11 protein-coding genes are annotated in these 12,135 nt (G+C 73.2%); 7 read left to right on the forward strand and 4 right to left on the reverse strand.

Annotated features, from left to right (window positions below):
- The first annotated feature begins 280 nt into the window (after positions 1-280).
- The 3 genes from pheS to ACIOGZ_RS17235 all read left to right on the forward strand — a co-directional run bounded on the left by pheS (position 281) and on the right by ACIOGZ_RS17235 (position 4,952).
- Complete coding sequence (pheS, locus tag ACIOGZ_RS17225; protein ID WP_363372880.1) at positions 281-1,402, forward strand: phenylalanine--tRNA ligase subunit alpha; 1,122 nt, start codon at positions 281-283, stop codon at positions 1,400-1,402.
- Positions 1,402-3,903, forward strand: a complete 2,502-nt coding sequence (gene pheT, locus ACIOGZ_RS17230; RefSeq protein WP_363583814.1) for a phenylalanine--tRNA ligase subunit beta — start codon at positions 1,402-1,404, stop codon at positions 3,901-3,903. Before pheS ends, pheT begins: the two co-directional genes overlap by 1 nt.
- 206 nt (positions 3,904-4,109) lie before the next feature.
- Positions 4,110-4,952, forward strand: a complete 843-nt coding sequence (locus tag ACIOGZ_RS17235; RefSeq protein ID WP_363583812.1) for a chitosanase — start codon at positions 4,110-4,112, stop codon at positions 4,950-4,952.
- A gap of 69 nt (positions 4,953-5,021) precedes the next feature.
- Here the strand turns inward: ACIOGZ_RS17235 and ACIOGZ_RS17240 are convergent, their stop codons facing one another.
- The gene (locus ACIOGZ_RS17240; RefSeq protein WP_400844134.1) at positions 5,022-5,891 is read right to left on the reverse strand and encodes a 3-hydroxybutyryl-CoA dehydrogenase; all 870 of its coding nucleotides are present in this window, start codon (positions 5,889-5,891) and stop codon (positions 5,022-5,024) included.
- A 283-nt stretch (positions 5,892-6,174) separates the two neighbouring features.
- Between ACIOGZ_RS17240 and ACIOGZ_RS17245 the strand changes: the two genes are divergently transcribed.
- Positions 6,175-6,993: an SDR family oxidoreductase gene (locus ACIOGZ_RS17245; protein ID WP_350877926.1), complete on the forward strand. Its 819-nt coding sequence runs from the start codon at positions 6,175-6,177 to the stop codon at positions 6,991-6,993.
- A 50-nt stretch (positions 6,994-7,043) separates the two neighbouring features.
- Here ACIOGZ_RS17245 and ACIOGZ_RS17250 read toward each other — a convergent pair whose 3' ends face one another.
- On the reverse strand, positions 7,044-7,994 hold the full coding sequence (locus tag ACIOGZ_RS17250; RefSeq protein ID WP_400986339.1) for a polysaccharide deacetylase family protein: 951 nt from the start codon (positions 7,992-7,994) through the stop codon (positions 7,044-7,046).
- 275 nt (positions 7,995-8,269) lie between these two features.
- Between ACIOGZ_RS17250 and ACIOGZ_RS17255 the strand changes: the two genes are divergently transcribed.
- Together ACIOGZ_RS17255 and ACIOGZ_RS17260 are read left to right on the forward strand one after the other, a co-directional pair.
- Positions 8,270-9,154, forward strand: a complete 885-nt coding sequence (locus tag ACIOGZ_RS17255) for an SAM-dependent methyltransferase (RefSeq protein WP_400986341.1) — start codon at positions 8,270-8,272, stop codon at positions 9,152-9,154.
- A gap of 210 nt (positions 9,155-9,364) precedes the next feature.
- A complete protein-coding gene (locus ACIOGZ_RS17260) occupies positions 9,365-9,871 on the forward strand; it encodes an FBP domain-containing protein (RefSeq protein WP_363627457.1) in 507 nt (168 codons plus the stop codon).
- A gap of 32 nt (positions 9,872-9,903) precedes the next feature.
- Here the strand turns inward: ACIOGZ_RS17260 and ACIOGZ_RS17265 are convergent, their stop codons facing one another.
- Together ACIOGZ_RS17265 and ACIOGZ_RS17270 are read right to left on the reverse strand one after the other, a co-directional pair.
- A complete protein-coding gene (locus ACIOGZ_RS17265; RefSeq protein ID WP_363627458.1) occupies positions 9,904-10,278 on the reverse strand; it encodes a S4 domain-containing protein in 375 nt (124 codons plus the stop codon).
- Positions 10,279-10,339: 61 nt separating this feature from the next.
- Positions 10,340-10,765, reverse strand: coding sequence for a VOC family protein (locus tag ACIOGZ_RS17270; RefSeq protein WP_063346847.1), 426 nt, complete (start codon positions 10,763-10,765; stop codon positions 10,340-10,342).
- A gap of 82 nt (positions 10,766-10,847) precedes the next feature.
- Here ACIOGZ_RS17270 and ACIOGZ_RS17275 point away from each other — a divergent pair, with 82 nt between their 5' ends.
- Positions 10,848-12,050, forward strand: a complete 1,203-nt coding sequence (locus tag ACIOGZ_RS17275; RefSeq protein WP_400986344.1) for a methyltransferase — start codon at positions 10,848-10,850, stop codon at positions 12,048-12,050.
- Positions 12,051-12,135: the final 85 nt, after the last annotated feature.

Consider the following 12,135-nt stretch of genomic DNA (forward strand, 5'->3'; position numbering starts at 1 on the left):
GCATGCTCTGAAGGAGCATGACGACGAGCGGGGCATGCTCTGAAAGAGCATGAACGCATGCTCTGCGGTCCCGCTGGACGGGCTTCCAGGCAGCCGCGCTACGCGCTGCGACTACACTCGACCTTTGGCGTTGTGGGACGCCCTGTGCGGCTGAGCCGCGGACACCCCTCTTCCCCGTCGTACGGAGAACGGCTGCCCGTGCCCCGGCCACACCGGGCGTACCGCAGGGGAGAGCCACCCTTACCTGAGCACGGACGAGCAGGAGCACGGGAAGATAGAGATGTCGGCACCCAACAAGTCGTACGACCCGGTCGAGGTCGAGGCCCTCAAGCCCGAGGTGGTGGAGCAGGCGCGGGACGAGGCCGTCGCCGCCTTCGCCGCCGCCAGCACGCTCGACGAGCTGAAGGAGGCCAAGGTCGCCCACACCGGCGACCGTTCCGCGCTCTCCCTCGCCAACCGCGAGATCGGCGCCCTGCCCCCGCACGCCAAGGCCGCCGCCGGCAAGCTGATCGGCCAGGCCCGCGGCGCCGTCAACAAGGCCCTCGCCAAGCGGCAGGCCGAGCTGGAGGCGGAGCGCGACGCCCGCGTGCTGGTCGAGGAGGCGGTGGACGTCACGCTGCCGTACGACCGTGCCCCGCGCGGCGCCCGGCACCCGCTGACCACCCTGGCCGAGCGCATCGAGGACACCTTCGTCGCGATGGGCTACCAGGTCGCCGAGGGCCCCGAGGCCGAGGCCGAGTGGCTGAACTTCGACGCCCTCAACCTGGGCCCGGACCACCCGGCCCGCTCGATGCAGGACACCTTCTTCGTACAGGCCCCGGACGGCTCCGCCGACTCCGGCGTGGTGATGCGCACCCAGACCTCCCCGGTCCAGGCCCGCACCCTGCTCGACCGCGAGCCCCCGGTCTACGTGGTCTGCCCCGGCCGCGTCTACCGCACCGACGAGCTGGACGCCACGCACACCCCGGTGTTCCGCCAGGTCGAGGGCCTCGCGGTGGACGAGGGCATCACCTTCGCCGACCTCAAGGGCACCATCGAGGTGCTGGTCGAGAAGCTGATCGGCGGCGGCCTGGAGCTGCGCTGGCGCCCCTCGTACTTCCCGTTCACCGAGCCGAGCGCCGAGATCGACCTGCAGTGCTTCGTGTGCCGCGGCGAGAGCGTCGGCAACCCGGACCGCCCCTGCCGGACCTGCTCCTCCGAGGGCTGGATCGAGCTCGGCGGCTGCGGCGTGGTCAACCCGCGCGTGCTGGTCGCCTGCGGCGTCGACCCCAACCGCTACAGCGGGTTCGCCTTCGGCCTGGGCCTGGAGCGGATCCTGATGAATCGTCACAACGTCGCCGACATGCGCGACATGGTCGAGGGTGACGTGCGCTTCACCCTCCCGTTCGGGATGGAGATCTGATGCGCGTCCCGCTTTCCTGGCTGCGTGAGTACGTCGACCTGCCGGCCGGCGAGACCGGCCGTGACGTGGCGGAGCGCCTGGTCCGGGCCGGCCTGGAGGTCGAGACCGTCGAGCAGCTCGGCGGCGACCTCAAGGGCCCGCTGGTCGTCGGCGAGGTGCTCTCCATCGAGCAGCTGACCGGCTTCAAGAAGCCGATCCGGCACTGCCTCGTCAACGTCGGCGACGCCAACGGCACCGGCGAGCCGCAGGAGATCGTCTGCGGCGCCACCAACTTCGCCGTCGGCGACAAGGTCGTCGTGGTGCTCCCGGGCGCCGTGCTGCCCGGCCCCTTCCCGATCGCGGCCCGCCAGACCTACGGCCGCACCTCGGCCGGCATGATCTGCTCGGCCCGCGAGCTCGGCATGGGCGACGACCACGACGGCATCATCGTGCTCCCGCCGGAGTTCGAGCCCGGCACCGACGCGATCGAGCTGCTCCAGCTGGTCGACGAGGTGCTGGACATCGCCGTCACCCCGGACCGCGGCTACTGCCTGTCGCTGCGCGGCGTCGCCCGCGAGGCCGCCGCCGCGTACGGGCTGCCGCTGGCCGACCCGGCGCTGCTCGACGTGCCGCCGGCCAACTCCTTCGGCTACCTGGTCAAGGTCAACGACCCGGCCGGGTGCGACCGTTTCGTGGCCCGCACGGTCGTCGGCATCGACCCGACCGCCAAGTCCCCGATCTGGCTGCAGCGCCGCCTCCAGAAGGCCGGCATCCGCCCGATCTCGCTGACCGTCGACATCACCAACTACGTGATGCTGGAGGTCGGCCAGCCGCTGCACGCCTACGACAAGCAGCGCGTGAGCGGCCCGATCACGGTCCGCCGGGCGGAGCAGGGCGAGAGCCTCACCACCCTCGACGGCGTGCAGCGCAAGCTCTCCGCCGAGGACCTGCTGATCTGCGACAACAGCGGCCCGATCGGCCTGGCCGGCGTCATGGGCGGTGCCTCCACCGAGATCCTCGACCCGGCCGCCGGCCCGGGCACCACCGAGGTGATCATCGAGGCGGCGCACTTCGAGCCGGTCGCCGTCGCCCGCGCCGCCAAGCGGCACAAGCTGCCCTCCGAGGCGTCCAAGCGCTTCGAGCGCGGCGTCGACCCGGAGGCCGCCCGCGCCGCCGCCCAGCGCGCCGTCGACCTGCTGGTCCTGATCGCCGGCGGCACCGCCGAGGCCGGGGTCACCGACATCGCCGCCCCGCACCCGGTGCGCACCATCACCATCTCCGCCGACCTGCCCGACCGGGTCGCCGGCACCGCGTACGGCCGCGAGACCGTGACCCGGCGCCTGCAGGAGATCGGCTGCTCGGTCGCCGGCGCCGACGTCCTGGAGGTCACCCCGCCGACCTGGCGCCCCGACCTCACCGACCCGTACGACCTCGCGGAGGAGGTCATCCGGCTGGAGGGCTACGACAACGTCCCCGCCCGGATGCCCAACGTGCCCCCGGGCAAGGGCCTGACCGAGGCCCAGCGCGTCCACCGCCGGATCGGCGTCGCGCTGGCCGGGGCCGGTTACGTCGAGGTCAACAACTACCCGTTCCTCGGCGAGAGCGCCTTCGAGGCGCTCGGCCTGGAGCCGGACGACCGGCGTCGGCGCACCGTCAAGCTGGTCAACCCGCTCAACGACGAGGAGCCGGCGCTGCGCACCACGCTGCTGCCGGGCCTGCTCGGCTCGCTGCGCCGCAACGTCGGCCGCGGCAACACCGACCTGGCGATCTACGAGACCGGCACCGTCTTCCTGCCCAAGGACGAGCTGTCCGTGGCCCCGCGTCCGGCCGTCGACCGCCGGCCGAGCGCCGAGGAGCTGGCCGCGCTGGACGCCGCGCTGCCGGACCAGCCGCGCCGGGTCGCCGTCGCCCTCGCGGGTGAGCGGCTGCCGTCCGGCTGGTGGGGCCAGGGCGCCGTGGCGTCCTGGGCGGACGCCGTCGAGGCGGCCCGTACGGTGGCCCGCGCGGCCGGCGTCGAGCTGACCGTCCGGCAGGGGCAGCGGGCGCCGTGGCACCCGGGCCGCTGCGCCGAGCTGGTCGTCACCGGCACCGACCGGGTGGTCGGCCACGCCGGTGAGCTGCACCCGCGCGTCGTCAAGGCGCTCGGCCTGCCGGCCCGCACCAGCGCGATGGAGATCGACGTCGACCTGCTCACCGCGGACGGCGCCGAGAAGGTCAACGGCCCTGCGGTCTCCGGCTTCCCGGTGGCCACCCAGGACGTCGCGCTGATCGTCGACGCCGCCGTTCCGGCCGCCGACGTGGAGGCCGCGCTGCGCTCCGGCGCGGGCGAACTGCTGGAGGCCATCCGGCTGTTCGACGTCTTCACCGGCGAGCAGGTCGGCGAGGGCCGCAAGTCGCTGGCGTACGCGCTGCGCTTCCGCGCCGCGGACCGCACGCTGACCGCCGACGAGGCGACCGCCGCCCGCGAGGCGGCCGTCGCCGAGGCCGTCGCCCGCACCGGCGCGGTGCTGCGCGGCGCCTGATCCCGTCAGGCCCCAGGGCCCCGTCCGGACCTCGGTCCGGACGGGGCCCTTCGCGTTGCCCGGAGCCCGCCCCTGGGCCTGTGGTCTGACCTGCGCCTTTGAAGAGCCTTGAAGAGACTTTGTCAAAACCCTTGCGGGGACAGGGAAGGAGGGCCTTAATTCTCGTTAGGAAAGTTTCCTAACCCCCCGAGGAAACGGAGCATCGTATGCGTCCCCAGCACCACCATGCCCTCCGCATCGCCCTCGCCGCCGCCCTGGTGGCCGCCCCCCTCACGGTCGCGGCCGCCGGCGCCGCCACCGCCGCGCCGCCGTCCGCGACGTCCGTCCAGCTCAAGGGAGTCGGGCTGGACGACCCGCACAAGAAGGACATCGCGATGCAGCTGGTGTCCAGCGCGGAGAACTCCTCGCTGGACTGGAAGGCCCAGTACAAGTACATCGAGGACATCGGCGACGGGCGCGGCTACACCGGCGGCATCATCGGCTTCTGCTCCGGCACCGGCGACATGCTGGACCTCGTCCAGCACTACACCGACCTCAAGCCGGGCAACGTCCTCGCCAAGTACCTGCCGGCCCTGAAGAAGGTCAACGGCAGCGCCTCGCACGCCGGCCTCGGCACCCCCTTCGTCAACGACTGGGCCGCCGCCGCCAAGGACACGGTCTTCCAGCAGGCCCAGAATGACGAGCGCGACCGGGTGTACTTCAACCCCGCCGTCAACCAGGCCAAGTCCGACGGCCTGCGCGCGCTCGGCCAGTTCGCCTACTACGACGCCATCGTCATGCACGGCCCCGGCAACAGCTCGGACAGCTTCGGCGGCATCCGCGCCGCCGCCCTGAAGAAGGCCAAGACCCCCGCCCAGGGTGGCGACGAGGCCACCTACCTCAAGGCCTTCCTGGACGCCCGCAAGGTGGTCATGAAGAAGGAGCAGGCCCACTCCGACACCAGCCGGGTCGACACCGAGCAGTCGGTCTTCCTCAACGCGAAGAACTTCGACCTCAACCCGCCGCTCAAGTGGAAGGTCTACGGCGACAGTTACGCCATCAACAGCTGACGGGACGCCAAGCGGGGCCCGGGAGCGGCACATCGCTCCCGGGCCCCGCCGCCGTCCACCGGCCGGTGCTCAGGCGCTCGCGGTGTAGTCGTAGAAGCCACGGCCGGACTTGCGGCCCAGCAGGCCCGCGTCGACCATCCGGGAGAGCAGCGGGGGAGCCGCGTACAGCGGCTCCTTGTACTCGTCGTACATCGACTCGGCGATCGAGACGATGGTGTCCAGGCCGATCAGGTCGCACAGCCGCAGCGGGCCCATCGGGTGGGCGCAGCCGGCCTCCATGCCCTTGTCGATGTCGGAGGCGGTGGCCACACCCGACTCGAACATCCGCACCGCGGACAGCAGGTAGGGCACCAGCAGCGCGTTGACCACGAAGCCGGCCCGGTCGCGGGCGCGGATCGGCTCCTTGTCGAGCTCCTGGGAGGCGAAGGCCTCGACCCGCTCGGTGGTCACCGCCGAGGTGGTCAGCGTCGGGATGACCTCGACCAGCTTCTGCACCGGCGCCGGGTTGAAGAAGTGCAGGCCGATCACCTGCTCGGGGCGGGAGGTGGCGGCGGCCAGCTTCACGATCGGGATCGACGAGGTGTTGGAGGCGAGGATCGCGTCCCGGCGCTCGACCACCTGGTCCAGGGTCTGGAAGATCTTGACCTTGATGTCCTCGCGCTCGGCGACCGCCTCGACCACCAGGTCGCGGTCGGCGAAGTCGGACAGGTCCACGGTGAAGGTCAGCCGGGCCAGCGCCTCGTCCCGCAGCTCCGGGCTCAGCTTGCCGCGCTTGACCGCCGTGTCCAGGGAGTTGGTCAGCCGGGTGCGGCCGAACTCCAGCGCCTCGCCGCTGGCCTCCGCCACCAGGACGTCCAGCCCGGCCCGGGCGAAGACCTCCGCGATGCCCGACCCCATCAGGCCGCAGCCGATCACTCCGACGCGCGCGATGTCACTCACTCAGTTGCCCTTCGGTGGTGCTGGGGATCGCCCAGCGAACTGGTGGCCCAGCGAGCTGCTGGTCAACGGGCCGGTGTGCCGGAATGGGTGCACCGGTCACCGTCCCGACGACGTTACTACTCCGTACCGGCCAGTAGGTCACCCCCTCCCCGGCCGGGTGCCAGTGCGAGCCGTCGTCCGAACGGGTGAGGCCGGGCCCGCCGCCCGTGCGCCCGGGGCCGCGCCCGTGCGGCGGCCGGAAGAATGCCGCAGACGGGGGCCGGGGACGGGAAGGGAGCACACGGTGCCGACGGGATCGCTCGCAGGACAGGTCGGCCTGATCACCGGCGCGGGCCGGGGAATCGGCCGGGAGATCGCCATCGGCCTGGCCGCCGAGGGCATGGCCGTCGGCCTGGTCGGCCGCACCCACGGGACGCTGACCGACACCCTCAAGGAGTGCGCCCGGCACGGCTCCCGCGGCGTCGCCGTCACCGCCGACGTCACCCGCGCCGGCGCCGTCCGCGAGGCCGTCCGGGTCGTCGAACGCGACCTCGGCCCGATCGACCTGCTGATCAACAACGCCGGCCTGGTCGACCGCGCGGAGGTGCCGCTCTGGGAGACCGACGCGAACCAGTGGTGGCAGGTGATCGAGACCAACCTGCGCGGCCCCTACAACCTGCTGCGCTGCGTCCTGCCCGGCATGGTGTCCCGGGAGCGCGGCCGGGTGGTCAACCTCAACTCCGGCTTCGCCCTGCGCCCGGACGGCGACTACACCGCGTACGCCACCTCCAAGGGGGCGCTGCTCCAGCTCTCCGACAACATGGCGGACTCGCTGGCCCGCCACGGCATCGTCATCCTCGACATCAGCCCCGGCGCGGTCGAAACCGACATGACCGCCGCGATGCCGATGTTCAAGGACACGACGACCTGGGGCTCCATCCCGTACATGGTCGCGGTCACCGTGGACGCCGCCCGGGGCCGCTTCGACGGCCTGCACGGCCGGTTCATCCACGCCGGGCGGGACGACCTGGAGGAGCTGGTCAACCGGGCCGCGGAGATCCGCGCGGCGGACGCCCGGACGCTGCGGATGCGCCCGTACAAGGCGGACGACCCGATGGGCTGAACGGGCCCCTCGGCCGGCGTGCCCCTCGGACGGCCTGCCACGAAGAGCGGTCAGGCGCACAGCTGACTGGCGGTCACCGGCTTCAGGCCCGCCTTGGCGAGACCGTCCAGGATGCCCGGCAGCGCGTCCACCGTGCACTGGTGGCCCATGTGCAGGGCGACCACCGATCCGCCGCGCACCGACTTCAGCACCCGGCGCTGCAACTCGGCGGCCGACGGGTCGTTGTAGTCGCGCGGGTCGACGTCGAAGGACAGCACGTGCTCGTAGCCGACCGCCTTCGCCTGCTCGCGCACCGTCCGGGTGGCGTACTGCGCGGCGGACGGGCGGAACCAGCGGCCGATCGAGCCGGTGAGCCGCTGCAGCCGTTCGGCGCACTGGGCGATCTCGTCGTGCACCTGGGCGGCCGTCATCGTCGAGAGGTCGAGGTGGTTCTGGGTGTGGTTGCCCAGCTCGTGGCCGGCGTCCAGGATCCGGCGGGCCATCTGCGGCTGCTGGTCGAGCCAGCTGCCGACCGCCATCACGGTCAGCTTGATGCCGCGCTGCTCGGCGGCCTCCAGCAGCGCGGTGGCCTGCTTCGGATCGCCGCTGCCGTGGCAGGTCAGCGCCACGAACTTGCTGGTGCGCGGCCCGTTCACCACCTCGACCGGGGTGCCGGCGGCGAGCGGCGGCAGCACCGGCGGCGTCGGCGGGGGCGTCGGCGGCGTCGCGGCCCCGGCGGCCGGCTCCGCGCCGGTGGCCGGGTCGGTACCGGCGGTCGGGTCGGCCCCGATGGGCTGCGGCTCCGGCGGGGCGGACGGCACGGGGGAGGCCGGGCCCTCGCCGCCGTTCCAGGCCGGGTCGGTGGTGTGCTGCGGGTCGAGGGTGCCCGGGTGCACGGCGAGCACCCCGGCGTCGGCCCGGCGCGGGGTGCCGGAGGCACACGCGCTGAGGAACCCGCTGGCGGCGGTCAGGGCGGCCAGCTGGACGGCGGTGCGCAGTACGGTGCGGCGGTCGGCAGTCATCGGCAGTCAGCATAGAGACGGTGGCCACCCACGGCGATCCGAGGAGCGCCCCGGTACCGCCATTGACGTGCACACACACCACCGTCCGGGCGTTGCGTAAACCTGAACTGCCGGTGTTTCACCGGCGTGTCGTCGGATACGATCACGGCGCACCGCACGCCACGGGAGGGTGGCCGGGCCGGACGCGGGGTCACCCCCGTGGTACCGGGCGGGCCCGCCGGGCGCCGAGGCGGTGCCATGTCCGGCAGTGAGCACGGCAGAGGGGGCGGAACAGGATGCACGAGGACAGCGCGGCCGTCGGCGAGGCCACCGGCACCGACTGGGACTGGGCCAGAGCGGACGACTGGCAACCGCCGAGCGAGCTCGACACCGGCGTCCCGCACACCGCCCGGATGTACGACTACTACCTGGGCGGCAAGGACAACTTCGAGGCCGACCGCAAGGCCGCCCAGGCCGCCATAGCGGCCTACCCCGCGCTGCCGCTGCTGGCCCGCACCAACCGGCAGTTCCTCGGCGACGCGGTGGAGTTCGCCGCCGGCCGGGGCATCCGCCAGTTCGTCGACATCGGCACCGGCATCCCGGCCGTCGGCTCCACCAGCGAGGTCGCCCAGCGGGTCGCCCCGGACGCCCGGGTGGTGTACGTCGACAACGACCCGATCGTCGCCACCCACGCCCGCGCCCTGCTGGCCGGCCACCCCGCCGGACACACCTCGGTCATCGAGGCCGACCTGCGCGACCCGGCCACCATCCTCGGCCACCCGGGCCTGCTCGCCGCCGTCGACCTGTCCCGGCCGGTCGCGCTGATGCTCGTCGCCGTGCTGCACTTCATCCGCGACGAGGACGGCGCCCAGCAGATCGTCCGCACCCTGCGCGACGCGCTCGCCCCCGGCAGCGCGCTGATCCTCTCCCACGGCAGCCCCGACTTCGCCTCCCGGGAGAGCGCCGCCGAAGGCACCCGCATCTACCGCAGCGCCAGCGCCCCCCTGGTGCTGCGCCCGCGCGCCGGCGTCGAACCCTTCTTCGGCGACTTCGAGTTCGCCGGCCCCGGCCTGGTCCAACTCCCGCTCTGGCGCCCCACCCCCGGCCACGTCCCGACCACCGAACTCCCCGAAGGCTGGCAGGACGTCTCCGCCTACGCGGGCGTCGCGTTCAGGCGGTAGCCCCGGATCACGAGGCGGTCCGGCCCCGACGCCTCCCTCCTGCGCCGGGACCGGCCTCGCACACCACGAACACTAGGCTCAGCCACTGACAGCCCGTCACCCACTCCGGCGTGCACCCTGGTGGGCGACGGACCGTCAGCGACCCGCCCCGGTACGTACCGGGAGAAATTGGCACGACAGCGCGGGCGGGCCGGTGCTAGCTTCCGCGACATGGAACCCCTGAGCGAGAACGAGATCCGCGCGTCCTTCGTCAACTGCTCCAAGGGCGAGGCCCGTCGACTCAACCTCCCTCGGGGCCTGGCGGAACTGCCCTGGGAGAACCTGGACTTCCTCGGCTGGCGGGACCAGGGCGCGCCCGACCGGGCCTACCTGGTGGCGTCGTACGACGGTGAGCCGGTCGGCGTGACGCTGCGGGTGCCGACGGTCCGCCGCAGCCTCACCAAGACCAACGTCTGCTCGCTGTGCATCACCGCGCACGCGGGCTCCGGCGTCGCGCTGCTCGCCGCCCGCCGGGCCGGGGCGGCCGGGCGGGAGGGCAACACCGTCGGCACGTACATCTGCGCCGACCTCGCCTGCTCGCTGTACGTGCGCGGGCTGAAGAAGTCCGCCTTGGTGACCAGGCCCGACGAGTCGCTGCCGCTGGAGCGGCAGATCGACCGGACGGTGGGGAACCTGGAGGCCTTCCTCGCCAAGGTGCTCGCCGACACCGCGCACTGAGCGGGACGCGCGGACACCGCGTTCCGGCGGGGTCAGTGCCCGCGCAGCTGGTCGAGGTCGCGCCGCTCCCGCTTGGTCGGGCGCCCGGCGCCCCGGTCCCGCTCGCCGGCCGTCGCGACGAGTTCGCGCGGCGGCCGCGGCGGGCTGTTGTCGACCAGGCAGTCCGCCGCCACCGTCGCGCCGACCCGCTTGCGGATGAGCTTCTGCACCACGACGACCCGCTCGTAGCCCTCCTCGCGGACCCGCACCTCGTCCCCGGCGCGCAGCGCCTGGGCCGGCTTGACCCGTTCGCCGTTCACCCGCACGTGCCCGGCCCGGCAGGCGGCGGCCGCCAGCGCCCGCGTCTTGGTGAGCCGGACCGACCAGATCCAGCTGTCCACCCGCACGCTTCCCTCGTGTTCAGCCATCCCTGGAGCCTACCCAAGCCGCCCGAACGGCCCGAGCCCGAACCCGAGCCCTCGGCGCCCGCTACGCCGCCTCCGGCACCATCCGGGCCGCCTGCGGGGCCTCCTGGACCGCCCAGCCGTTGCCGTCCGGGTCGTTGAAGAACACGAAGGAGTTCCAGGCCTCGCCGTGCCCGTCCACCCGGCTGCCCGCCTCGAAGTGCTGGACCGGGCTGACCTCGACGCCCCGGGCCGCGAGTTCGGCGTGCGCCTTGTCGATGTTCGGTACCACCAGCTGCAGTCCCTTCACGGATCCGGGCGGCGCCCCGATGACCCCGGTGCCCACCACGATGGAGCACGTGGAACCCGGGGGAGTCAGCTGGACGACCCGGACCCCGTCGCGCAACCGGGTGTCGTGGTCGACCGTGAAGCCGACCAGCTCCTCGTAGAACAGCTTCGCGCGGTCCACGTCCGACACCGGGACCACCACGACTTCGAGCTTCCAGTCCATCGCCCTCACCCCTCTCGGCCGGGCACTTCCAGTATCCGTCGAAACGGTTCCCCGTCGGGCCGTCGGATAGCCTGAGAACACGATGAATCCCGAGATCACGCCCGCCGCGGCGACCCAGTTCAGTACGCCGTGGGGCGCCTTCGACCTCACCCGCTTCCCGGAGGACCCGCGTGAGCGGCTGCGGGCCTGGGACGCGGCCGACGAGTACCTGCTGCGCCACCTCGCGGGCGAGGCGGACAGCGCCGCCGGCACCGCGACCGACCTGGCCGGCCGCCGGATCGTCGTCCTGGGCGACCGCTGGGGCGCGTTGACCACCGCGCTGGCCGCCCACGAGCCGGTGCAGATCGTCGACTCCCACCTCGGCCGGCAGGCCACCCTGGCCAACCTGGCGCGGGCCGGCGCCACCGTCGACCCGGCCCGACTGCTGACCACCCGGGACGCCCCGCCGGAGCGGATCGACGTCCTGCTGGTGCGCGTCCCCAAGAGCCTGGCCCTGCTGGAGGACCAGCTGCACCGGCTGGCCCCCGCCGTCCACCCGGGCACGGTGGTGCTCGGCGCCGGCATGGTCGCCGAGATCCACACCTCCACGCTCCAGCTCTTCGAGCGGATCCTCGGCCCGACCCGCACCTCGCTCGCCGCCCGCAAGGCCCGGCTGATCTTCTGCACCCCGGATCCGGCGCTGGACCCCGGCCCCAGCCCGTGGCCGCACCGCTACGCGCTGCCGCCGGACGTCGGGGCGGTCTCCGGGCGCACGGTGGTCAACCACGCCGGCACGTTCTGCGCCGAGCGCCTCGACATCGGCACCCGCTTCTTCCTCGGCCACCTGCCGACCCCGGCGCCCGGGGCCCGGGTGGTCGACCTGGGCTGCGGCAACGGCGTGGTCGGCACGGCCGCCGCGCTGGCCGGGCCGGGTGCGGAGCTGGTGTTCGTCGACGAGTCCCATCAGGCGGTGGCGTCGGCGGAGGAGACCTTCCGCGCCAATCTGGGCCCGGACGCCCGGGCGGAGTTCCTGACCGCCGACGCGCTGGCGCCGGAGGTGGCGCCCCCGGGCTCGGTGGACCTCGTCCTGAACAATCCGCCGTTCCACTCGCACCAGGCCACCACGGACGCCACCGCCTGGCGGATGTTCACCAGTTCCCGGCGGGCGCTGCGGCCGGGTGGGGAGCTGTGGGTGGTCGGCAACCGCCATCTCGGCTACCACGTCAAGCTGCGGCGTCTCTTCGGGAACTGCCAGCTGGTGGCGGGTAACCCCAAGTTCGTGGTGCTGCGCGCGGTCAAGCGGTAGTCCGGCGTCCGCTCGGTCGGTGGCTGTTCGGTCGCGGGCCGGTGGCGGCCCGGCCGGGCGGACGCAGGGCGGTTTTCGGGCGTTC

The sequence above is a fragment of the Kitasatospora sp. NPDC088160 genome (assembly GCF_044741445.1).
GTDB lineage: Bacteria > Actinomycetota > Actinomycetes > Streptomycetales > Streptomycetaceae > Kitasatospora.

Bases quoted from the DNA above. Each gene is read 5' to 3' on its own strand.
- ACIOGZ_RS17255 (WP_400986341.1), top strand. From the start codon at position 8,270: ATGCACGAGGACAGCGCGGCCGTCGGCGAGGCCACCGGCACCGACTGG.
- pheT (WP_363583814.1), top strand. From the start codon at position 1,402: ATGCGCGTCCCGCTTTCCTGGCTGCGTGAGTACGTCGACCTGCCGGCC.
- ACIOGZ_RS17270 (WP_063346847.1), bottom strand. From the start codon at position 10,765: ATGGACTGGAAGCTCGAAGTCGTGGTGGTCCCGGTGTCGGACGTGGAC.
- ACIOGZ_RS17250 (WP_400986339.1), bottom strand. From the start codon at position 7,994: ATGACTGCCGACCGCCGCACCGTACTGCGCACCGCCGTCCAGCTGGCC.
- ACIOGZ_RS17235 (WP_363583812.1), top strand. From the start codon at position 4,110: ATGCGTCCCCAGCACCACCATGCCCTCCGCATCGCCCTCGCCGCCGCC.
- ACIOGZ_RS17260 (WP_363627457.1), top strand. From the start codon at position 9,365: ATGGAACCCCTGAGCGAGAACGAGATCCGCGCGTCCTTCGTCAACTGC.
- ACIOGZ_RS17265 (WP_363627458.1), bottom strand. From the start codon at position 10,278: ATGGCTGAACACGAGGGAAGCGTGCGGGTGGACAGCTGGATCTGGTCG.
- ACIOGZ_RS17275 (WP_400986344.1), top strand. From the start codon at position 10,848: ATGAATCCCGAGATCACGCCCGCCGCGGCGACCCAGTTCAGTACGCCG.
- pheS (WP_363372880.1), top strand. From the start codon at position 281: ATGTCGGCACCCAACAAGTCGTACGACCCGGTCGAGGTCGAGGCCCTC.